Source organism: Stenotrophomonas sp. PD6 (assembly GCF_049199305.1).
Classification (GTDB): Bacteria; Pseudomonadota; Gammaproteobacteria; order Xanthomonadales; family Xanthomonadaceae; genus Stenotrophomonas.
In genome coordinates this window covers 620805-641610 of sequence record NZ_JBLZQD010000002.1, presented here as the reverse complement: position 1 = coordinate 641610, position 20806 = coordinate 620805, and the positions used below count along the sequence as shown (strand labels likewise).

The 20806-nt window shown below is 68.2% G+C and carries 18 protein-coding genes; 6 read left to right on the top strand and 12 right to left on the bottom strand.

Translation table 11 applies throughout. The annotated features are described in order from the left end of the window. Positions 1 to 110: 110 nt before the first annotated feature. From ACOZHM_RS05600 to ACOZHM_RS05585, 4 genes are all read right to left on the bottom strand, one after another. Entirely contained in the window at positions 111 to 2057 is a 1947-nt protein-coding gene (locus tag ACOZHM_RS05600; protein WP_421568047.1) for a hypothetical protein, read from the bottom strand. Positions 2058 to 2191: 134 nt separating this feature from the next. Continuing rightward, positions 2192 to 2914, bottom strand: coding sequence for an alpha/beta fold hydrolase (locus ACOZHM_RS05595; protein ID WP_421568045.1), 723 nt, complete (start codon positions 2912 to 2914; stop codon positions 2192 to 2194). Further along, positions 2914 to 3285, bottom strand: coding sequence for a hypothetical protein (locus tag ACOZHM_RS05590; protein ID WP_421568043.1), 372 nt, complete (start codon positions 3283 to 3285; stop codon positions 2914 to 2916). The genes ACOZHM_RS05595 and ACOZHM_RS05590 overlap by 1 nt, the downstream gene beginning before the upstream one ends. Then, positions 3282 to 4241, bottom strand: a complete 960-nt coding sequence (locus ACOZHM_RS05585; RefSeq protein WP_421568041.1) for a hypothetical protein — start codon at positions 4239 to 4241, stop codon at positions 3282 to 3284. Before ACOZHM_RS05585 ends, ACOZHM_RS05590 begins: the two co-directional genes overlap by 4 nt. A gap of 171 nt (positions 4242 to 4412) precedes the next feature. Between ACOZHM_RS05585 and prmA the strand changes: the two genes are divergently transcribed. The 3 genes from prmA to fis all read left to right on the top strand — a co-directional run bounded on the left by prmA (position 4413) and on the right by fis (position 6582). Further along, positions 4413 to 5333, top strand: coding sequence for a 50S ribosomal protein L11 methyltransferase (gene prmA / locus ACOZHM_RS05580; RefSeq protein ID WP_421568039.1), 921 nt, complete (start codon positions 4413 to 4415; stop codon positions 5331 to 5333). 30 nt (positions 5334 to 5363) lie between these two features. Continuing rightward, on the top strand, positions 5364 to 6194 hold the full coding sequence (locus tag ACOZHM_RS05575) for a DUF3426 domain-containing protein (protein ID WP_421568037.1): 831 nt from the start codon (positions 5364 to 5366) through the stop codon (positions 6192 to 6194). Between the two features lie 112 nt (positions 6195 to 6306). Continuing rightward, on the top strand, positions 6307 to 6582 hold the full coding sequence (gene fis, locus ACOZHM_RS05570; protein WP_038685853.1) for a DNA-binding transcriptional regulator Fis: 276 nt from the start codon (positions 6307 to 6309) through the stop codon (positions 6580 to 6582). 4 nt (positions 6583 to 6586) lie between these two features. On the opposite strand, the gene ACOZHM_RS05565 is transcribed toward fis, so the two are convergent. The 7 genes from ACOZHM_RS05565 to ACOZHM_RS05535 all read right to left on the bottom strand — a co-directional run bounded on the left by ACOZHM_RS05565 (position 6587) and on the right by ACOZHM_RS05535 (position 14934). Continuing rightward, positions 6587 to 7570 carry a phosphatidate cytidylyltransferase gene (locus tag ACOZHM_RS05565; protein WP_421568036.1) on the bottom strand — a complete coding sequence of 328 codons (984 nt, stop codon included), beginning with the start codon at positions 7568 to 7570 and terminating at the stop codon, positions 6587 to 6589. Beyond that, complete coding sequence (locus tag ACOZHM_RS05560; protein WP_421568034.1) at positions 7567 to 8199, bottom strand: lysophospholipid acyltransferase family protein; 633 nt, start codon at positions 8197 to 8199, stop codon at positions 7567 to 7569. Before ACOZHM_RS05560 ends, ACOZHM_RS05565 begins: the two co-directional genes overlap by 4 nt. Then, complete coding sequence (locus tag ACOZHM_RS05555; protein ID WP_421568033.1) at positions 8189 to 8626, bottom strand: hypothetical protein; 438 nt, start codon at positions 8624 to 8626, stop codon at positions 8189 to 8191. The genes ACOZHM_RS05560 and ACOZHM_RS05555 overlap by 11 nt, the downstream gene beginning before the upstream one ends. Continuing rightward, positions 8623 to 9954 (bottom strand): phosphatase PAP2/dual specificity phosphatase family protein, encoded by a 1332-nt coding sequence (locus ACOZHM_RS05550; RefSeq protein WP_421568032.1) that lies wholly within the window; start codon positions 9952 to 9954, stop codon positions 8623 to 8625. Before ACOZHM_RS05550 ends, ACOZHM_RS05555 begins: the two co-directional genes overlap by 4 nt. Further along, positions 9947 to 11704 carry a bifunctional alpha/beta hydrolase/class I SAM-dependent methyltransferase gene (locus tag ACOZHM_RS05545; RefSeq protein ID WP_421568030.1) on the bottom strand — a complete coding sequence of 586 codons (1758 nt, stop codon included), beginning with the start codon at positions 11702 to 11704 and terminating at the stop codon, positions 9947 to 9949. Before ACOZHM_RS05545 ends, ACOZHM_RS05550 begins: the two co-directional genes overlap by 8 nt. A 37-nt stretch (positions 11705 to 11741) precedes the next feature. Continuing rightward, positions 11742 to 12347, bottom strand: a complete 606-nt coding sequence (locus ACOZHM_RS05540) for a CDP-alcohol phosphatidyltransferase family protein (protein ID WP_421568029.1) — start codon at positions 12345 to 12347, stop codon at positions 11742 to 11744. A 61-nt stretch (positions 12348 to 12408) separates the two neighbouring features. Beyond that, the gene (locus ACOZHM_RS05535; RefSeq protein ID WP_421568027.1) at positions 12409 to 14934 is read right to left on the bottom strand and encodes a tetratricopeptide repeat protein; all 2526 of its coding nucleotides are present in this window, start codon (positions 14932 to 14934) and stop codon (positions 12409 to 12411) included. A gap of 178 nt (positions 14935 to 15112) precedes the next feature. Here ACOZHM_RS05535 and purH point away from each other — a divergent pair, with 178 nt between their 5' ends. The 3 genes from purH to purD all read left to right on the top strand — a co-directional run bounded on the left by purH (position 15113) and on the right by purD (position 19144). Further along, the gene (purH, locus tag ACOZHM_RS05530) at positions 15113 to 16696 is read left to right on the top strand and encodes a bifunctional phosphoribosylaminoimidazolecarboxamide formyltransferase/IMP cyclohydrolase (RefSeq protein ID WP_421568025.1); all 1584 of its coding nucleotides are present in this window, start codon (positions 15113 to 15115) and stop codon (positions 16694 to 16696) included. Positions 16697 to 16772: 76 nt separating this feature from the next. After that, the gene (gene rhuM / locus ACOZHM_RS05525; protein ID WP_421568023.1) at positions 16773 to 17807 is read left to right on the top strand and encodes a RhuM family protein; all 1035 of its coding nucleotides are present in this window, start codon (positions 16773 to 16775) and stop codon (positions 17805 to 17807) included. A gap of 50 nt (positions 17808 to 17857) precedes the next feature. Continuing rightward, positions 17858 to 19144 carry a phosphoribosylamine--glycine ligase gene (gene purD / locus ACOZHM_RS05520; protein WP_421568022.1) on the top strand — a complete coding sequence of 429 codons (1287 nt, stop codon included), beginning with the start codon at positions 17858 to 17860 and terminating at the stop codon, positions 19142 to 19144. Between the two features lie 77 nt (positions 19145 to 19221). Here the strand turns inward: purD and rpoH are convergent, their stop codons facing one another. Continuing rightward, positions 19222 to 20097 (bottom strand): RNA polymerase sigma factor RpoH, encoded by an 876-nt coding sequence (gene rpoH / locus ACOZHM_RS05515; RefSeq protein ID WP_313344523.1) that lies wholly within the window; start codon positions 20095 to 20097, stop codon positions 19222 to 19224. Positions 20098 to 20806 lie beyond the last annotated feature (709 nt).

Genomic DNA, 20806 nt, shown 5'->3' with positions numbered 1-20806 from the left:
CCGGGGAGCCACGCATGGCGTGGCTCTACCGTGTCCAGGCCCAGCCACGCATGGCGTGGCGCTACGAACGCCCGGTGCCTGCACCGGGCGTTGCTGTTTGTGGCGCCGGCTCAGGAGAGGTCGAGTGGGCGTGCACCCCGTTGGCCGAACGCCTGCCGCGTTATGCCGACCTCCTCCAGTTCGAGCTCACCCGCGCGCCGGGCGACGACCTTGAACACGCGGCCGCTGTCGATCAGCACCCCGGCCTCGTCCTGCAGCGTGTACAGCCCGACCGGATGTGCGGCGCGGACCATGTGCAGGGTGATGAGCACCGGCGCCTGGTCCACCTCGTTTCCGAGCGCGGCAAGTTCGCGCACGGCCACGGCACGGTCGCCAGAGGCGCGCAGGAAGCTGCGGCAGAACACGGTGTGCCCCACCTCCAACCCCTCCAGCGCCCGGGCAGGCAGCGTTGCGCCGCGATACACCGGCCCGATGTGCGGCGGGATCTGCGACAGGCCATGCCGCAGGTCCTGCGCCTGCTGCGCCAGCACGTCGAGCTGCGACGCCGGCGCCGGGCCGCGCTGCAGGAAGGCATCCAGCAGCGGGTGCTCGGCGCGGGCGTAGTGGACGATGGCCGCCTGTTCGCCCTGCGTCAGGTGCACCACCGGCGCATTGCGCACGGCCTGTTCGTAAACCTGCGCGGCATTGAGGCTGTTGAAGCCGCGAAAGCGCACGTTGTACTCGGCCTGGGTCATGAACCGTGGCCCGGGGCCGGCGGGTGATTCGGCGATGTCGACCAGGCGCTGGCCACCCAACGGGTGCGACAGCGCGACGTCGCCCAGGTGCGAGACGCGTGCGGCGTACAGCGCCACGCGCTCGCAATCCCCCAGGCGGTACGACCGGGCGCGGAAGTAGCGTCCCTGGAAGTGCAGGAACGGCTTGCGCTGGCCGTGATGCACGCGCACATGCCAACCCGGGCGCTGCGGATCGGGCACGATGCCGCGCTGGTTGGCCTGATGCTGGCTCAGGCCTTGGTCGTGGTGGGCGCGGAGCACGGCATCCAGCTCACTGGAGTAAGCGATGGTCGACGGCGCGCACGGACCGCCCGTTTCGCGCCTGCAGCGCCGTGAACTCTCCTCCCCTTCCACGGCGTTGGCATCGGCACTTGAACGGCGTTCCCGCTCGCCCAGCCAATAGATGCCGTCGCGGTGCTCCAGCGCGGTGCCTGCCGCCACCAGACGGTGCGCGCCGGCCAGCTGCACGGCGTGGTAGCGGCCATCCAGCTGCAGCGCGCGCCCCATCTTGCCGCTCAGCGGGTTGCGGTAGCGCAGCAGGCCGCGTGCATCGGCAGGGGTGGCGGTGATCCACTCGGGCTGCACCGTTGGCCCTTGGCTGATCAATTGCGCGGCACGGTCGAAGATGCGGACGGAACTGTCGGCCCGCGCGGCGGGCAGCACTGCCGATTCTGGCGGCGCCAGCGCCCGGGCACCGGCAGGTTTGATACCGCCTTGGGCCAGCAGCGTGTCGACCAGCAGCGCCGCATCCAGTGGTTTGCCTTCCATCGCGTCACCGGCCAGATCGAGCGCGTTGGCACCTTCGCGGATCGCCAGCGCGCCGGTGGGCCCGAGCAGCACCGACTCCAGCACGCCGACCGCCGAATCGGCGACCTGCAGCAAGGCGTGCTCAATGACGCTCTCCTGCGGCGCGCAACGATGGGCGACGAATTGGTAGTAGGCCTCGCGCCCTGCATCGAAGGCGGATGTGATCGGCGCACGCGCGAATTCCGCGACCTCGTGCAGCGCCCCTGGCACGGTCAGCGCCGGTGCGGCCGGGCAAGGCCGCACCGAGGGCGGTACGGTGGCCGCGCTGCGGCCCGGGCGGGAGACCCGCACCGGTGCGGCGACGGCATTGGCCACCAGCAGCAGCACCAGCGCTGCCTGCAGAGGTGTATCGACCCGGCGCACCTGACCCGGGTCCATCGGCCACCGCGAACGGGCGTGGCGACGATGCGCCACCGCCATGCAGGCCCGCGGCGATCCACCGGCGGCGGCGCGATGCTGATCGGATGAAATGGGCACGGCGAACTCCAGGTCAACGCCGTCGCATGAGAGGCAACGCCGGGCACGTTGTCCAGTCGATGGATTCAACCAACTTTGCGAGTGCGATTGACCAGTGCGATCAGCAGCCGAGCCCGCCGATCAGGGAGAGCCGTTTACGTCAGCGAGTGTACGAAAGCAGCCACCTCGGCTGCGGCCACCTGCGGGCGCGTCTGCAGCAGCAGATGCGGCCCATCGAACCAGCGCGCGCACTGCGCCGGCAGCAGTCGCGACAGGTGGCGCTGGCAGTGGCCGGGCAGCAGGCGATCGTTGCGGGCGTGCAGGCACAGCGATGGAAGCGCGACACACGCCGCATGTACGGTGTGGTCCACGCCGAGCACGGCCGCCGCACGCGTGCGCAATACGTCGGCATCCACCTTTGCCAGCGCCGCGGCCAGTGCTGCGCGCAATGCCGGCGTGCTCCAGCGCCCCAGCAGCCACCACGACAGTACCGGCATCGGCAGCAACCGCACCGGCGCACGGTACAACGCAGCCTGCGCGGCGCGCAGTGCACGCCACGGTGAGCGCGCGAAGGTGGTGGACAGCACCATGCCGCGCAGCCGCGGCGGGGGTTGCGCGGCGATGGCCAGCGCGAGGGGACCGGAGAAGGATTCGCCAAGCAGCACGTAGTCCTGCGTGGCCGGCAACGCCTGGCGCACGAAGGCTTCCAATGCGGCATACCCCAGTGGGCGGTCCACCGGGTAGGCGATGACCGTGCTGGCCACGCCGTGTTCGCGCAGCGCGGCACAGAACGCCGCGTGCTGCGTGCCGGTGGCGTCCAGCCCCGGCAGTATCACCAGATACGGTACGCCCGGCGGCTCAGCGCCAGGGCTGTACATCAACGCTGCGCATCGGCCGCGGTTACCTGGGTGTTCTTGACCGGCGCCACGCCCAGCGACGAGGTCGGGTCCACGATCACCATGGTCTCGGTGGAGCCGTCCGGCCACACCACCTGGAAGGTGCTGCCGGCCGGCAGCGAGGCGAACGGCATGCCGCTCTGCGCGCGGTACACCGCGGCCACCTGGCTGGCGCCGGCACGACGCACGTCTTCCTGCGCCTTGACCGAGGTCAACTGCACCTTGGACAACTGCCGGTAGCGGTCATCGTAGGTATCGATCATGACCAACCCCACCGCGCCGGCGGAGTACGCCACGAACAAGGCCACCCAGAACCAGAACTTGGCGCCATGCAGGAATCGACGGTAATTCATCGCCCATTGCTCCGCTTGATCAACTGTTCAACCAACGTCTTCATTTTCCCCGCACCTTGCCGCGAAACCGCAGCGTCATACACGAAAGTGGCAAAGTCCTGCCCACCGTCCTGCGAACAGATCCCTCCGTTCGCGCAGAAATTGTTCATCAACACACTGTCCGCGCCACAGGCCATGCCCAGCTCGCACGCGGCCAGCCGCCAGGCCAGTTCGCTGAACTGGTCGCCGGCAACCATGCCTTCCATCGCGCGGTCACCGCTGGCACGTTGCCCCATGGCGGTGGACAGGGCCATGAAGGCCTCCGGATCGCGCGAATCCCTCACCCGCTCCACCAGGCCGCGCCGGTAGTCGGGGGTGTCCTGCAGCGGCTGGCCGTCGGCGAACAACGCCGCTTCGGCGGCCAGGTTGCCGGCCTTGGCCGCCAGCAGGCGCTGGGTCAGGATCAGTTGCCGGCCCAGCCCATCGCTGGCCACGAAGCCGGCGCAGCGCCGGGCAACGCGTTCGCGCGCCAGCACCATCGGCGAAGAGGCACTCATGCCGAGGCCGGTGAGCACGTTGTTGTCGAGCTGGTAGCCGCCCGGGTCCATCGCGTAGATGGCGCAGTAGTCGTACACGCGGCTGACCATCCAGCCCGCTTCGGCGTTGCCGTTGGCAGCCTGCAGGCGCAGCCGCTGCGCGTAGGCGAACAGGTCGCTGTCGCCTTCGATGTCGGCGCGGATATCCAGCGGCAGGCCCGAGGGCACTGCGCTGCTGCGCTCGCGCGCCAGCAACTGGCGGGCCAGTTGCTGCGGCTGTGTCGGCGCGCTGATGCTGCTGTCGGCCGGGACCTCATTCATCGCCACCGCCGCGTGCTCCCCCTGCAGGGCGCGGCCACCGGCGCGGTAACCCACCACCCCCAGCAACGCCAGGGCCGGTAACACCAGCAGCCAGGTTTTGAGGGTGGGCGCGAGCGCCATGCGCAGGTCCGGAAGAGAGAGAAACGCCAACAGGTGGCGCAGTTTAACAACGCCGCCGTCGGCTGTCTGAACGGGTGGACGCCTTTATTCTCAACGGGTTACGAGACGGGGGCAGCCGCGCGACGCCACAATGGTCTAGCATTCACGGTTTTCCGCAGGTCCTTTCCGCCCATGCCGTTCCTGGAACTCACCCTCCGCTGCACCGAATCTACCCAGCCCCGCTACGAGAACGCGCTGGACGACGTCGGCGCGTTGGCGGTGACCCTGCTCGATGCCGACGCCGATACCAGCAACGAGCGCGCCATCCTGGAACCCGGCGTGGGCGAGACCCCGCTGTGGAACGACCTGGTGCTGTCGGCGCTGTTCCCGGCAGAGACCAACGCGCTGGCCCTGCTGGCCGCGCTGGAAGCGTTCGACCCCGGCCTGGAGTGGAGCAACGCCAGCTTCCGCGCGGTGCAGGACGAGGACTGGGAACGCGCGTGGCTGGACCAGTTCCAGCCGATGTCGTTCGGTGAACGCACTTGGATCGTGCCGTGGAACCATGAACTGCCGGAGGCGGCGCAGGCCGCCAACGCGGCGGTGGTGCGGCTCGATCCGGGCCTGGCCTTCGGCTCGGGCACCCACCCCACCACCGCGCTGTGCCTGCGTTGGCTGGACGGCCTGGCGGCCGAGGGCGTGCTGGTCGAGCAGACCGTGCTGGACTTCGGCTGCGGCTCGGGCATCCTCGCGCTGGCCGCGCTCAAGCTCGGCGCCGCCCAGGCGGTCGGCGTGGACAACGATCCGCAGGCCGTGATCGCCACCAACGACAACGCCGAGCGCAATGGCCTGCAGGATCGCGTGCAGGTGTACCTGCCCGCCGACGAACCGAAGGCGACGTATCCCGTCGTGGTGGCCAACATCCTGGCCACGGCGCTGGACGCCCTGGCCGAAGTGCTTGCCGCCCGCGTCGCACCCGGCGGTCACATTGCGCTGTCGGGCATCCTGCACGGGCAGGAAGACGAACTGCTGGTGCGCTACGCGCCGTGGTTCGAACAGCTTGAGGTTGCCCGCGACGACGACTGGATGCGCATCACCGGCGTCCGTCGTGCTTGAATGGCGTGACCCTCGCCCGAGCGTGACGCGATGACCGAGCCGACCCCGCCACCCCGCCGCCCGCTGGCCACCTTCCTGCGCGCCTCGACCGAGGACACGCCGGCGGTGGAAGCCACCCGCACGTTGCCCGAACCGGACGCGGCGGTACGACCGGATGACGCAGGCACGGAGTTGCAGGACACCGGAAGGGAACCCGAGGCGGCGCTGGAAGACGCGCACTCCGCGGAAGCGGAGGCAGTCGCAGACGCTGCGCCCCTCGGCGGTGTGGACACACACGACGGGATCGATGACGCATCGGCGCCTGCCGAACCCGACCATGACGCGGCGACGCCGGCGGACGAACCCGGGGCATCGCCGGCCCCCAGCTTCCTGCGCCTGCCCGGTGCGCGGTTGCCTACCCCGCGCTGGCAGTGGGGATTGGTGGCCGGCCTGGTGGTGCTGTTGTCACTTCAGATCGCCGTGGCCGACCGCGCCCGTCTGGCCGCCGATGCAGGCAGCCGGCCGTGGATCGCCGGCCTGTGCGGCGTATTGCGCTGCAGCCTGCCGGCCTGGCAGGAACCGACGGCCTTCAACATGATCAGCCGCGACGTGCGGCCGGTACCCGGGCAACCGGGCGCGCTGCAGGTGCAGGCCAGTTTCCGCAACGATGCGCGGTGGGCGCAGGCCTGGCCGTCGCTGAGGCTGTCACTGTCCGATCCTGATGGGCGCGTGATCGGCACCAGCGTATTCGCACCACGCGACTACCTGGACCCGGCCGCAGACGCGGCAGCGTTGCTGGAACCGGGCCAAAGCGCGCAGATCGCCTTCCGCGTCCGCGAGCCCGCCGCGTCCACGGTCGCATTCACCTTCGAGTTCCTGTAACCCGGCGTCCTGCCGGCGAGCGTGGCGGGCAGGCGGCGCACGCGCTAGACTGGCCCCCTCCAATTTTCTGCCAGGGCTGTGGTCCGCCCTGGCTTCTGCACCGGGAACCTCCTTGAACGCTGTCCTTTCTCGTCCTGACAATAGTCGTGGCGCGCCCAAGCCACCGCTGCGCGAACACGTGGCCCAGTCGGTCCGGCGCTACCTGCGGGACCTGGATGGATGCGATGCCGACGACGTGTACGAGATCGTCCTGCGCGAAATGGAGATCCCGCTGTTCGTGGAAGTGCTCAACCATTGCGAAGGCAACCAGAGCCGCGCGGCGGCGATGCTGGGCATCCACCGGGCGACGCTGCGCAAGAAGCTGAAGGAATACGGCATCGCGACCTGACGCGTCACGCGCTCCAGAAATACCGGACGAGGTGGAAAAACACCGGCGCGGCGAAACACACCGAATCCAACCGGTCGAGCATGCCGCCATGGCCCTCGATCATGTGGCCCCAGTCCTTGATGCCGCGATCGCGCTTGATCGCCGACATCACCAGGCCACCCCAGAACCCCATCAGGTTGATCGCCAGCGACATGCCGAACGCCTGCCACGGCGTGAACGGGGTCAGCCACCACAGCGCCGCACCCAGCGCGCTGGCCGACAACACCCCGCCGATGAATCCCTCCACGGTCTTGGACGGCGACAGCTTCGGCGCGATCAGGTGGCGGCCCACCAGCTTGCCCCAGATGTACTGCAGCACGTCCGAGGACTGCACCACGATCACCAGGAAGGCGAACAGCAGCAGGTTGCGCGCCGTTTCCACGCCTTCCAGCCGCAGGTTCAGCAGCGCCGGCACGTGCGAGATGCAGAACACGCAGATCATCAGCCCCCACTGCACCTTGGACGTGCGCTCCAGGTAGTCGGTGGTGTCGCCGCCGATGGTGGCCAGGATCGGCAGGAACAGGAACGCGTAGACCGGGATCAGCAGCGTGTACATGCCGTACCAGTCGGTCCACACCAGCCAGTACTGCCACGGCAGCACCACGTAGAACGCGGCCAGCAGCGCGTAGTAATCGCCGGCCCGGGTCGGGGTCAGGGTGATGAACTCGCGCAGCGCGAACAGCGATACCCCGGCAAACAGGACGATGACGCCGGTGCGCCCGAAGAAGAACGCCACCGCCACCACCGCCGCCATCACCCACCACGCGCGGATGCGCGAGACCAGGTTGGCCAGCACGCTGCTGGGCGCATGCCGTGACCGCCAGCGCAGCGTTTCGGCGATGACTGTGGCCACCACCAGCACGCCGGCAATGCAGGCAAACAGCAGCCGGGTCTGCGCATGCGTGGACAGCGCCGCGACCTGCGTGGCGATGCCCTGCAACGCGTTCATGCGCGCCCCCGGCGCGGCTGCGGATCCAGCGCAAGCAACGCTTCACGCGCGCGTTCGAGAAAGTGCTGCTTGTCCTCGTCGGCCTTGAGCCGCAGCGGCTCGCCGAAGGTGGTGGTGCACAGCAGCGGCAACGGCAGCCAGCGGCCCTTGGGCATCACCCGCTTGAGGTTGTCGATCCACACCGGCACGAACTCCAGTTCCGGGCGCTGCCGCGCCAGGTGGTAGATGCCACTCTTGAACGGCAGCACGCCCTCGTCGGTGTTGCGGGTGCCTTCGGGGAACAGGATCAGCGAATTACCCTCATCCACCGCCTGGCACAGGCACGCGATCGGGTCCTGCTGGCGCGCGCCGGGATCGCGCTCGATCAACACGCCGTTGAACACGGCGTGGATGAGATAGCGGCGCAGACCGTCGCGCTGCCAGTAATCGGCTGCGGCAACCGGCCGCACCTGCCGGCGCAGACCGGCTGGCAGCGACGACCAGATCAACACGAAGTCGCCATGGCTGGCGTGGTTGCCGTAGTAGACGCGGTGCTCGCTGGAGGGTGCGCAGCCCTGCCACAGCGCACGTGCGCCGGTGAGGGTGCGGATCGCGCCACTGCAGCTGCGTGCCACCAGATCAGCCAGCATCGGGGTATCTCCACCGCAGCCACAGCGCCGGCATCAGCGTGATGGCCTGCACCGCCAACGCCAACAGCTGCCCGCGCAGCAGCGCGCGCATGCCGCGCCAGCGTGCGGGCCAGTCGCGGCTGACCTTGTCTGCACGGCGCAGCGACAGTGCTTCCAGCGCGGCATCGATCGGTGCGGGAGCATCGTCGGCCTGCGTCGCGGCGAAGGCCTCCAGCAATGCCTGGTCGAAACCCACCCGCACCGCGTAGTACGCCTGCACCGCACCCACAAGCAGCGACAGCGCCACCAACAGGGTGGAGAGCAGCGTCATCGGCGGCAGACACAACAAGGCCAGCGCCGTGGCACCCAGCAGCGTGGACACCACCGCCGGCACCCTGCCCTGGCGCAGCAGCGCCGCCATGATGCGTACCTGCAGCATGTGGCTCATGCGTTCACCTTGAATGGTCCGTTGGTGGCCTGCAGCTGTACCGCCTGTTCGATGGCGCGCCGGTGGCGTGCCTTCAGCGCCACCCAGGGGCAGTCCTGCGCCAGCAGCGTGATGGCGGCATCGGCGCTGTCGGCATGGCCGCTGTGGCACAGCCAGGTCGCCACGGCGGCGGCGCTGCGCGAGTAGCCCAGCGCGCAGCACACCAGCACCGCACCGCGGCGGTGCCCATGCGCGATCGCCTCGGCGGCACGGCGCAGCGATTCCGGGGTGGGCGTGGCCAGGTCCAGCATCGGCACATGGCGGTAGTGGCGCGCGCGGCCGCGGAACGGCAGCTCGGCGCAGACATCCACCACCGTGGGCACCTGCAGGGGCGCGCTGGCATCCGGCATGCGACCCAGCCAGACCCCGTCGATCACCAGTTGCGGGTGCGGCGCGCGCCGCGTCCACCAGCGCGAATTGGCCCACGCCGCCAACAGATAGGGAGCCAGCAGCCAGCTGGCGGCCATGCTCAGGCGGCCGTCTTCCTGCTTCTGGAACACGGCCGTGCCCAGGCCGGCATAGGCCAGCGCGACCAGCAACAGCGACAATGCCGGCCAGCACAGCCACAGTGCCCAACCACCGAACACCCAGGCCAGCACCGCACACCCTGCACTACCCGCTGCATACAGGCCCGCCAGCGTCCAGCGCGCGGGCTCCCGCGCCCACTGCCAGTGCCGCGGCGGCGAAGGCCCCTGCGCCGGCCACAGCCACACGCACAGCCAGCCCACCGCGACGCCGGTGGGAACGTCGATGAAATGGTGCTGCCAGGTGGTGAGCACCGACAGCCCGATCAACGCGAACCACACATGCAGCGCGGTGCGCCACAGCCCCTGCAGGTGCTGCTGGTAGCGCACCCACAGCACCACCAGCAGCACGATGTGCAGCGAAGGTGCCTGGTTGAACGGTTTGTCGAACCCGAGCAGTACATCGAACAGCCAGCCGAACACGCCGCCGGTTTCCGGCCGCTCCAGGCTGAAGCGCAGCGGCCACAGCAGGAAGCAGGCCACCGACAGCAGCTGCGCGGTCAACAGGCGGCGCGCGTGCATGTCCAGCTCGGCGCGCTGGGTGCAGATGAAGAACGAGGCCACGTAGAACAGGTCGATCGACCAGTACGGCACGATGGTCCACGCCTGGAAGGGAATCTTCGCCTCCCAGCCGAACACCACCGAGGGCACGAACGGCAGCCGTTCGGCCAGCAGGTTGGCCATGCCGTAGCTGAGGAAAAAGAACGGCCCCAGCAGCGCCAGCCACAGCAGCGCACGCCGCCACGGACGGCCCAGTTCAGTCATGCCGCACCCGGCGTGCGAGCGAGACGGTGAAGATGCCGAAGCGGTCGATGCGCTGGGTCACTTTCTCAAACCCGGCCAGCCGCACCAGTTCATCCATCTCCTGCTGGGTGCGGCGCCGCATGACCCACGCCGCGCCTTGGCGATGGCTGGTCAGCGCGCGCGCGATGAATTCCAGCTGCGGGTGCCACGGCTGCCCGGTATAGACCAAATAGCCCCCGTCGCGCATGGCGGCGGCGATGCCCTGCAATGAACGCGACACCGCGTCGTTGTCGGCGAACAGTTCGTACAGCCCCGACACGATCGACAGCGTGGGTGCCACCGGCAACGCGGCCAGCGCTTCGGCATTGAAGGCGTCGCCCTGCTCGAACGTGGCGATGTCGGCCGCACCGAACGCCTGGATCAGCGCGCGCCCTTGGACCACATTGATCTCGCTGAAGTCGCGCAGCTGGATCGACGCGGCGCGCTGCTCACCCTGCGCCAGCGCGTCCAGCGCGTAACGCCCGTGGCCGGCGGCAACGTCGAGCACGTGCACCGCACGGCCTTCGCCCTGCAGGTGCTGCGCGGCCAGCTGCAGCAGCTCGCGCACATGGCTGCGACGCACGCGGATGCCACGCCAGCCGATCGCATCGAGATAGTTGCGGTCGACCATGCGGCCGAGCGGTCCGCGCCCGCGTGCTTCATCGCGGTAGATGTAATCCAGCGTACTGCCGGAATCGAAACCGGTGCTCAGGCCCAGCGCGATGCCTTCGGAGAGCTTGCCGCCGAAGCGCAGCCCGGCGCGGGTGAAGCGCCAGTACAGGTCCTGCAGGCTGTTGCGCTGCGGGGGCCAGGCCAGCACTTCGGCCTCGTTGAAGGTAGGGCCCTGGCGATGTGCGTCGCGCAGGCTGGGGCGCACCAGCGGCTGGGCGAAGCGCTCGCCGAGGAAACGGCGGATGCTGGCGATGGCCGGCGCGCGGTCGCGCTCACCCAAGGTGTCGTGGAAGAAGCCGGGCAGCAGGTGACGTTCCTTCAGCGGCGAAGACAGCCGCTCGTAGAAGCGGTCCTGCGGCGCGCGGTGCACCACGAAGTCGCTACCGGACACCAGCAGCTGGGTGGGCACGGTAATCGCCTGCGCGTCGCCCACCACCCGCTCTGCCGCTTCGTACAGCCCCAGCAGCACGCGTACCGAGATCGGCCGGGTAATCAGCGGATCGGTGCGGTAGCTTTCCACGCGCGCGGGATCATGGGTGAGCCACTGCGGCTTGACGTAGCTGTTGACGAAGAAGTTGCCGCGCAGCTTCTGCATCAGCTTCAGGCCGGGCACCGCCAGCGGCACGTACAGCTTCACCTTGAACGCGGGCGAGGCGAGCACCAGCGCGCGCAGCGGCGGCGCATAGTCGTGCACCCAGGTGGCGGCCACCACCGCACCGACGCTCTGCGCGACGATGGCGATGTCCTGCACGGCAATGCCGTGCTGCTGGCCGATGTGGTCGATGAAGCTGTCCAGGTCGCGCACCAGCGCCTCGAAGCCGGGCGCGTCGCCGCGTTCGCCGGGCGACTGGCCGTTGCCGCGTGCATCCCAGGCAAACACCTCGGTGTCGGGCAGGTCGAGCTCGTCGACAAGGTGCGCTACGCGGCCAGAGTGTTCATGGCCACGGTGCAGCAGCACCAGCGCGCGCCGGGGGGTACCCGGCGTGGCTGCGGACCAGTGGCGATAGAACAGCGGTTGCCCGTCGAAACTCTGAAACTGCAGGTGTTCCTGTGCGCGCATGCATCACTCCGTTGTGCATCCGGCGGGGCAAGCCAGGTCAGCCGGCCTCCGCCAATCCATTCCTTACCCGCCGCCAGGCCGTCAGCACACACAGCGCCGCTGCGGCCCAGGCCACGCCGGTCACCACACTGCCACCGATCCAGCCCGGCGCAAGCAGCGCCCCGGTCACGCCGATCACGAAGGCGCGGTCACTCTTGCCCATCGGACCGTCGTAGCGCCGGGTCGCCCCCACCATCAGCCCCAGGACGCCAGCGTACTCGCAAACGGCGGCCAACCACGCCAGTGCCCACAAGGCGGTGGCGTCCACGCCGGGCACGCTGAGCAGGCTCAGGTACAGCGCGGCGTCGGCAAACAGGTCGCAAAGCTCGTTGAGATATGCGCCGAGCCGCGACTGTTGGCCGAACTCGCGTGCCAGCATGCCGTCCACGGCATTGAGCGCCATGCGCAGCAGCATCCAGCCCGGCAGTGCCAGGTACCACAGCGGCTGCGCCGGGGCCCACACGTACACGGCCCCCGCCACGGCCAGCGATACCACGGCGGCCGCGACAGTCACGGTGTTGGCGGTGATCCCCATCCGGTACAGGCCGCGCACGCCGGGGCGCAGCAGATCCTGGAAGCGTCCCTTCAATGCATAGATCGACATGCCGCACCGCCCTCCTGACGTTCGTTGAACCCTTCACCATGTGCGTTGCGGGGCATCGCGCTCACCCGGCCGCCAGCAGTTGCTGCCAGAGCTGCACGAAGCGCTCGGAGTACCAGTAGCCTTCGCTGCGCATCAGCTGGGCGGGCAGGTCGGCGGCCAGCGGGTAGCGGCCGTCGAAGCGCTGGCCGAACTCGCGCTTCAACCGGGCCAGGCGGGTCGGGTCGCTGTCCAGCATCGCGCAGGCCAACAGCCCCAGCCAACCATCCACCTCATCCGGTTCGCGGGTGAACGCCCGCTCGAACAGTTGCCGGGCATCCTGCGGCCGGCCCAGATCAAGCAGCATGAAACCGTAGTTGCGCTGCGCGTCGATGTTGTCCGGTTGGGCCTGCAACAACTGCTGCATGTGGGTCGCCGCTTCGCCGGTACGCCCCAGGTGGAACAGCAGGTAGCCGGCGTGTTCCAGCTGCGCCGGATCGGGCCGCGCCCGCGGCGGCTGCGCACGCTGTAGTCCCTCCAGGCGCGTCCACGCGCCTTCGAAGTCAGGCCGGGCCGCCGCCGGGTCGCCTGCCGACAGCGCCATCGCGGCACGGTTGAACCAGGGGCGGTAGTCGTCGGGCGCCTCGTCGATGGCGGTCTGCAAAGCAGCGCGCGCGGCGCGCGCATCGCCGGTATCGGCCAGCGCGCTGGCCAGGTTCAGATGGATGCTCATGCGCCGCTCGCGCTGCTCGTCGGCGTCCACCTCCGGGTCCATCTGCAGCTGCAGCGCGGTGCGGTATTCCTGCACGGCCTTGCGCGGCTCCTTCAACTGCTGCAGGTACAGGTTGCCCAGGTTGTAGTGGGCATCCAGGCGCTTGGGCTGCAGCCGCATCGCCGCACGGTAGGCGTCCACCGCCCGGGTGTGCTGGCCGCTGTCGCCCAGTGCATTGGCAAGGTTGATGCGCAGGCCGTAGTTGTCGGGGAAGCGCGCCACGCCGTTGGCCGCTACCACTGCGGCTTCGCGGGTATCGCCCAGGTCCAGCAGCATCGCGGTGTAGTTGATGAAGGCATCGGGCGCGAGGTTGCCCGGCAGCGTCACCAGTTGTGCGTAGTAGCGCCGCGCCTTGTCGGTCTGCCCGGTGCGGCTGTAGTGGCGGGCAAGGCGCTGCTGGGTGTCGAGGTTGCCGGGCTCCAGCTGGGTGGCCCGCAGCAGGTCCTTCTCGGCGGCGCTGTCGTCGCCCAGCGTGTGCAGCACGTCGGCACGGTTGACCAGGCCCATGGGCTTGAGCGGCGCGCGTTTGATGTAGTCGTTGAGGGTCTCCAGCGCACGCTGGTACTGCCCCATCTTGGCCTGCATGACGCCGAGGTTGAGCCAGGCGGTATCCAGGCCGGGATCCAGCCGCACCGCCTGCTCCAGCAGGTCCGCGGCAGCCTGCCACTGCGACGCCTTGGAGTGCGCAAGCGCCTGGTTGAACAGCAGCTGCGCCTGGTTTTCGGCTGGCAGTGCGCCGGCCTGCGCCGCTACCGTGGCAGCGCCCTTGCCGGTCCGCTGCAGCAGCGACAGACGGTTGGTCAGCACCTGCGGATTGGCGGGCTCCTTCTGCAGGGCCCGGTCATAGGCCGCCAAGGCCTCGCGTGTGCGCCCCATCCGGTCTTCGGCCACCCCGATGTTGAGCCAGGTGGCCGCATCGTCCCGCCCCAGTGCCAGCGCCGCCTTGAAGTCGGCCAGTGCGCCCGCCGGGTCGCCCAGGTCCAGCCGGGTCACGCCCCGGTTGTACGGATACTGCGGCTCCTTCGGCTCCAGCCGCATGGCCTGGGCATCGTCGGCCAGGGACTGGCTGGAGCGGCCCAGCGCGTGCTGCGCCATGGCGCGGTTGCCGTAGTAGCTGGCCACCTGCGGCGACTGCGCGATGGCCTGGTCGAGCAGTTCCACCGCGCGGCGTGGCTGGTCCAGGTGGTAGTACGCCTGAGCGGCGTGGAACGGGATGTCCGCATGCAGGCCGGTGCCCTCAGGGTCGGTGCGATACGCCGCCTCGTACGCGGCGTAGACCTCCAGCATGCGGGCGTTGTCGTGCTGCTGGTTGAGCAGGTACAGGTAATTGCGGAACAGGCTGCTGGTATGCCAGCCCGCCTGCAGGGCCGCAGCGTAGTCTGCCAACGCGCCGGGCGTGTCGCCCTGCTTGGCCCTTGCGGTGCCGCGCAGCTGCAGGGTTTCCGGGTCACCCGGAGCCACCTGCAATCCCTGTGCAGTCGCGGCAGCGACCCCGGCGTTGTCGTCGGTGGCGGCGGCAATGTACGCCTTCAGGCGGAACAGGCTGATCTGGCGTGGCGCCAGGACGATGGCCGCGTCGATCAGGCGCCGGGCCTGCGGCCAGTCCTCGGCTTCGTAGGCGGCATAAGCCTGCTGCTCGAGGTCGTCGCTGCTGGAGCCCGTGTCGTCAGCGGGGTCTCCGGCGGCAGGCGCGGCGGCCGCTGCATCCACCACCGTGTCCACGATGACGGTCTCATTGGCCACCACACTGGCCGCGTCCTGTGCCTGTACGGCCGTTCCGATGCTGGCCCACGCCGCCACGCTGACAAACAGCGGCACCTTCCATGTTGCTGTCGACACGATGAAGACCTGCAGATCCCTGGCTGAACGCGCAGCCTACCCCAGCGCCCCGGGCTTGCGGGGCTCGGCGGATGTGCCGGATGGGGCCGCCAGCGGCAATATCGGCCGGGCGACGCCCGCCACCGGCCCCCACCGCCTACAATATTGGCCCCGCTCCGCTGCCGATTGCCCCGTCCCCATGACTGCTGATCTGTTGCCCGTTCGCCGGGCCCTCCTGTCCGTCTCCGATAAAACCGGTCTGATCGACCTGGCCCGTGCCCTGGCCGCCCGCAACGTGGAGCTGCTGTCCACCGGCGGCACCGCCAAGGCGATCCGCGAGGCCGGCCTGCCGGTGAAGGACGTGGCCGATGTCACCGGCTTCCCGGAAATGATGGACGGCCGGGTCAAGACCCTGCACCCGCTGGTGCACGGCGGCCTGCTCGGCCGCGCCGGGCTGGACGAAGCGGTGATGGCCGAGCACGGCATCGGTGCGATCGACCTGCTGGTGCTCAACCTGTACCCGTTCGAGTCGGTCACCGCCAAGGCCGACTGCACACTGGAAGACGCGGTGGAGAACATCGACATCGGCGGCCCGGCCATGCTGCGCTCGGCGGCCAAGAACTTCGCCCGCGTCACCGTGGCGACGGATCCGGCGCAGTACGCCGAGCTGCTGGCCGAGCTGGACGCCAACGATGGCAAGCTCTCCGCTGCGAAGCGTTTCGCGTACTCGGTGGCCGCGTTCAACCGCGTGGCGCAGTACGACGCGGCGATCAGCAACTATCTCTCGGCCGTGACCGCCAGTGATGCCGCCGTGCCGGTGCGCACCGAGTTCCCCGCGCAGATGAATTCCAGCGTGGTGAAGGTGATGGACCTGCGCTACGGCGAGAACCCGCACCAGGCCGGCGCGTTCTACCGCGACGTGCACCCGGTGCCGGGCACGCTGGCCACGTTCCAGCAGCTGCAGGGCAAGGAACTGAGCTACAACAACCTGGCCGATGCGGACGCGGCGTGGGAATGCGTGCGCCAGTTCGACGCGCCGGCCTGCGTGATCGTCAAGCATGCCAACCCGTGCGGCGTGGCCGTGGGCGCCGGCAACGGCGATGCCTACGAGCTGGCCTACGCCACCGACCCGACCAGCGCCTTCGGCGGCATCATCGCCTTCAACCAGCCGCTGGATGAAGCCACCGCCAAGGTGATCCTGGACCGCCAGTTCGTGGAAGTGCTGATCGCGCCGGATTACGCGCCGGGCGCGCTGGAATACGCGCAGAAGAAGGCCAACGTGCGCGTGCTGCGCATTCCGCATGGCGAGGGCCGCAACAGCTACGACACCAAGCGCATCGGCTCGGGCCTGCTGGTGCAGAGCGCGGACAACCGCGGCATGACGCGCGATGAACTCAAGGTGGTCAGCAAGCTGGCCCCGACCGAGAAGCAGTTCGCCGACCTGCTGTTCGCCTGGAGCGTGGCCAAGTTCGTGAAGTCCAACGCGATCGTCTACGCCAAGGACAACCGCACCATCGGTGTGGGCGCCGGGCAGATGAGCCGGGTGTACTCGGCCCGCATCGCCGGCATCAAGGCCGCCGACGCGAACCTGGTGGTGGAAGGCTCGGTGATGGCCTCCGACGCGTTCTTCCCGTTCCGCGACGGCATCGACGCCGCCGCCGCCGCCGGCATCAAGGCGGTGATCCAGCCGGGCGGTTCGATGCGCGATGCGGAGGTGATTGCCGCCGCCGACGAGCATGGCCTGGCGATGGTGTTTACCGGCGTGCGTCACTTCCGGCATTGATCGTTGGGCGTAAGGTGGGTGCCGACCGGGTGTCGGCACCGACGGGCGGTTCTTGATCTGAGCTAAGGGTGATCGCATGACGGACAACCACGGCGAGCTGATTCTGTACCGCACCGACGACGGGCGGACGGACGTTCATCTGCGCGCCGAGGGGGGGACCGTCTGGCTGACGCAAGCTGAGATGGCCGCCTTGTTCGAGACCTCTCCTCAGAACGTCACCCAGCACATCCAGTCAGTCTACGAAGACGGTGAGATCGATGAATCCGCAACTTGTAAGGATTACTTACAAGTTCGCCGTGAGGGGAATCGCGAGGTACGTCGCAGCGTGAAAACGTACCGGCTTGAGCTGATCATGGCAGTGGGCTTCAGGGTGCGGTCGCCTCGCGGTGGTCAGTTCCGTCGTTGGGCCGCAGATGCCCTGTCTCAGTATCTGGTCAAAGGCTTCCTGCTTAACGACGAGCGGCTCAAGGACGCCGAACGCGCAGACTATTTCAAAGAGCTGCTTCGCCGCATCCGCGACATCCGCAGTTCGGAGAAGCGGTTCTACCAGACGCTTCGCGATCTGTTCAAACTCAGCAGCAGCGATTACGACGGTACGACGGCGACCGCCAAGACCTTCTTCGCCACCATCCAGAACAAGCTGGTCTACGCCATCACTGGCTGCACTGCCGCGCAGTTGATCGTTGAGCGTGCCGATCCCGGCGCAGCCCAGCTTGGCCTGACCAACTGGTCGGGCGAAAAACCCCGCAAGTCCGACGCAGTAGTGTCCAAGAACTATCTGTCGCAGCCGGAACTCGAACAGCTCAATCGGTTGGTCACCATGTTCCTTGACTTTGCCGAAGATCGCGCCGAACGCCGCATCGAAACGCGCATGGCCGATTGGATCAAGCAGACCGACCGCTTCCTGGACTTCAACGAACGCGCCATTCTCGACGGCCCCGGTCGCGTCTCGAACCAGCAGATGGAAGCGATCATCACCGAGCGCTACAAAGCGTTCGATGCGTCGCGCCGTGCGCAGGAGAAGCTTGCCGCCGATGCGGAGGCAGAGCTCGACATGCAACTGCTGCAGGCCGAAGCAAAGCGCCTGAGCTCCCGTGAACAACCCGTCTGACTCCCGGCCTCACCACCACTTTTTCTTACCGTTACCCAGGATCGCCCTCAATGAAAATCCTCGTCATCGGCTCCGGCGGCCGTGAACATGCCCTGGCCTGGAAGCTGGCCCAGTCGTCCCGCGTTACCGAGGTGCTGGTTGCGCCGGGCAACGCCGGTACGGCGACCGAGGCGGGTTGCCGCAACGTGGCGGTCAAGGTCACCGATCTGGACGGCCTGCTGGCGCTGGTGCAGGCCGAAGGCGTCGAGCTGACCGTGGTGGGCCCGGAAGTGCCGCTGGTGGCCGGCGTGGTCGATCGCTTCCGTGCGGCCGGGCACCGCATCTTCGGGCCCACCGCCGCCGCGGCGCAGCTGGAGGGCAGCAAGGCCTACGCCAAGGACTTCCTGGCCCGGCACAACATTCCGACCGCGTTCTACGCGGTACACACCGACGTGGACGCGGCGCTGGCCTACCTGCGCGAGAAGGGTGCGCCGATCGTGGTCAAGGCCGACGGCCTGGCCGCCGGCAAGGGCGTGATCGTGGCGATGACGCAGCAGGAAGCCGAGGATGCGGTGCGCGACATGCTGTCGGGCAATGCATTCGGCGATGCCGGCGCGCGCGTGGTGATCGAGGAATTCCTCGACGGCGAGGAAGCCAGCTTCATTTCGATGGTGGACGGCACCACGGCACTGCCGATGGCGACCTCGCAGGACCACAAGCGCGTGGGCGACGCGGACACCGGCCCGAACACCGGCGGCATGGGTGCCTACTCGCCTGCGCCGGTGGTCACCGATGAAGTGCATGCACGCGTGATGCGTGAGGTGGTGAACCCCACCGTGCAGGGCATGATTGCCGATGGCATTCCGTTCACCGGCTTCCTTTATGCCGGCCTGATGATCGATGCCAGCGGCGCGCCGAAGGTGATCGAATTCAACGTGCGCTTCGGCGACCCGGAGACCCAGCCGGTGATGCTGCGCCTGCAGTCGGACCTGGTGGAACTGGTGGAAGCGGCGATCGATGCACGGCTGGACAGCGTGCAGGCGCAGTGGGATCCGCGCCCGTCGCTGGGCGTGGTAATGGCCGCCTCGCCGTACCCGGAAACGCCGATCACCGGCGACGTCATTCATGGCCTGGACCAGGTGCCGGCCACGGCCAAGGTGTTCCATGCCGGCACCACGCTGGATGCGCAGGGCCAGGTGCTCAGCGCCGGTGGCCGCGTGCTGTGCGTGGCCGCGCTGGGCGACAGCGTGGGCGCTGCGCAGGCCAATGCGTACGCGGGCGTGGCGAAGATCTCGTGGGAGCACGAGTTCCACCGCAACGATATCGGCTGGCGTGCGATTGCGCGCGAACAGGCGTAAGGACTGCGTAACGGTGAGCGCGCGGCAACAAAAAACCCGGCATCGCCGGGTTTTTTGTTGGGTGCAGTGCCACCGGATTACGCGGTGAACAGCGCCTTCATCTTCTTCAGCGCGTTCGCCTCGACCTGACGGATGCGTTCGGCAGAAACGCCGTACTCATCTGCAAGCTCCTGCAGGGTGACCTTGCTGTCCGCGTCCAGCCAGCGACGGCGGATGATGTCGCGCGAGCGGGCATCCAGTTCGGCCAGGCCTTCGCGCAGCAGCTGCAGCTGGTTGTCTTCACTGTCGGCACGTTCGTAGGCCATGGACGGGTCCTCGTCCTGGGCCATCAGATAAGCAGCCGGCGACGGTGGTGCACGCTCTTCGTCTTCATCGGCGGGCGCGTCGAAACCGATATCGCGACCCGACAGGCGCGACTCCATTTCCAGCACTTCGCGTTCGGAGACGTTGAGGTCCTTGGCCACCGCACTGACTTCCGCCGCGTTCATCCAGCCCAGGCGGGTCTTGGACTTGCGCAGGTTGAAGAACAGCTTGCGCTGCGCCTTGGTCGTGGCGACCTTGACGATGCGCCAGTTCTTGAGAATGAACTCGTGCATTTCGGCACGGATCCAATGCACGGCGAACGACACCAGGCGCACGCCCATTTCCGGGTCGAAGCGCTTCACGGCCTTCATCAGGCCGATGTTGCCTTCCTGGATCAGGTCGCCCAGCGCAAGGCCGTAGCCGTTGTAGCCACGGGCCACGTGCACCACGAAGCGCAGGTGGGAATGGACCAGTTCGCGCGCGGCGTCCAGGTCCTGGTCGTCGCGGAAGCGGCGCGCCAGGTCCTGCTCGTCATCGACCGTCAACACCGGGATCTGGTGCACGGCGCCGATGTAGGCGTCCAGCGAACCGAGCGCACTGGGAATCGGAAGATTGTTTGCCACAAGGGCAGTAGACATGTTCTGGCTCATAGTCTTCATCTTAGCAGTCCGGGATTTGGACTGCTAAAGGGTTAAAAAGTTCCAGCGTCCTATAGGTGCAACACTGGCGCAGATCACCTGGATAACGTACCGCGAAATGGTGACAGTGGCGAGTGCACCACGATCACACCATATTCCCTTGTAAATCAGGATGATACGAGAGAAAACGTCACGCCCGCGTCGTTTTGGGCCGGACAATCCCACGCCCCTGAGCCCATTCAGCATGAAAACGTTGCCAGGCATTCAGCCCTGCGGCCCCGCCGACATGAACGCCGGCCCAAAGGCGGAGGCCTGCGGCCCCCAGCCAGGCATGGCCAGGCTCTACCGGGGCGACGCAAGCGCGCCGCACCCGAAGCCGAAAGCCCAACGCCAAGGCAAGGGCCTTCGGCCCCAGCCAGGCAGAGCCTGGCGCTACGAGCCCGAAGCAAACGCACACCAGCCGAAGGCAAGAGCGAAATGCCCGGTAGTGCCACCCCATGGGTGGCAGGCCAGACAATGACGAAGGTAGATGGGTGGCAGACCAGACAATGACGGAGGAGGTGCGTGGCAGACCAGACAATGACGAAGGTGGTACGTGGCAAAACGCAAACCCACCGAAGCCGACCGCCGAAGCCGCAATGCCCGGTAGTGCCACCCCATGGGTGGCAGGCCAGACAATGACGAAGGTAGATGGGTGGCAGGCCCAGCAATGACGAAGCCG

What these genes read in the sequence shown, in the direction of transcription:
- ACOZHM_RS05540 (WP_421568029.1), bottom strand. Translation starts at nt 12,347, where the DNA reads ATGTCGATCTATGCATTGAAGGGACGCTTCCAGGATCTGCTGCGCCCC.
- prmA (WP_421568039.1), top strand. Translation starts at nt 4,413, where the DNA reads ATGCCGTTCCTGGAACTCACCCTCCGCTGCACCGAATCTACCCAGCCC.
- ACOZHM_RS05555 (WP_421568033.1), bottom strand. Translation starts at nt 8,626, where the DNA reads ATGAGCCACATGCTGCAGGTACGCATCATGGCGGCGCTGCTGCGCCAG.
- rpoH (WP_313344523.1), bottom strand. Translation starts at nt 20,097, where the DNA reads ATGAGCCAGAACATGTCTACTGCCCTTGTGGCAAACAATCTTCCGATT.
- ACOZHM_RS05590 (WP_421568043.1), bottom strand. Translation starts at nt 3,285, where the DNA reads ATGAATTACCGTCGATTCCTGCATGGCGCCAAGTTCTGGTTCTGGGTG.
- ACOZHM_RS05560 (WP_421568034.1), bottom strand. Translation starts at nt 8,199, where the DNA reads ATGCTGGCTGATCTGGTGGCACGCAGCTGCAGTGGCGCGATCCGCACC.
- rhuM (WP_421568023.1), top strand. Translation starts at nt 16,773, where the DNA reads ATGACGGACAACCACGGCGAGCTGATTCTGTACCGCACCGACGACGGG.
- ACOZHM_RS05585 (WP_421568041.1), bottom strand. Translation starts at nt 4,241, where the DNA reads ATGGCGCTCGCGCCCACCCTCAAAACCTGGCTGCTGGTGTTACCGGCC.
- ACOZHM_RS05595 (WP_421568045.1), bottom strand. Translation starts at nt 2,914, where the DNA reads ATGTACAGCCCTGGCGCTGAGCCGCCGGGCGTACCGTATCTGGTGATA.
- ACOZHM_RS05545 (WP_421568030.1), bottom strand. Translation starts at nt 11,704, where the DNA reads ATGCGCGCACAGGAACACCTGCAGTTTCAGAGTTTCGACGGGCAACCG.
- ACOZHM_RS05575 (WP_421568037.1), top strand. Translation starts at nt 5,364, where the DNA reads ATGACCGAGCCGACCCCGCCACCCCGCCGCCCGCTGGCCACCTTCCTG.
- purD (WP_421568022.1), top strand. Translation starts at nt 17,858, where the DNA reads ATGAAAATCCTCGTCATCGGCTCCGGCGGCCGTGAACATGCCCTGGCC.
- ACOZHM_RS05565 (WP_421568036.1), bottom strand. Translation starts at nt 7,570, where the DNA reads ATGAACGCGTTGCAGGGCATCGCCACGCAGGTCGCGGCGCTGTCCACG.
- ACOZHM_RS05550 (WP_421568032.1), bottom strand. Translation starts at nt 9,954, where the DNA reads ATGACTGAACTGGGCCGTCCGTGGCGGCGTGCGCTGCTGTGGCTGGCG.
- purH (WP_421568025.1), top strand. Translation starts at nt 15,113, where the DNA reads ATGACTGCTGATCTGTTGCCCGTTCGCCGGGCCCTCCTGTCCGTCTCC.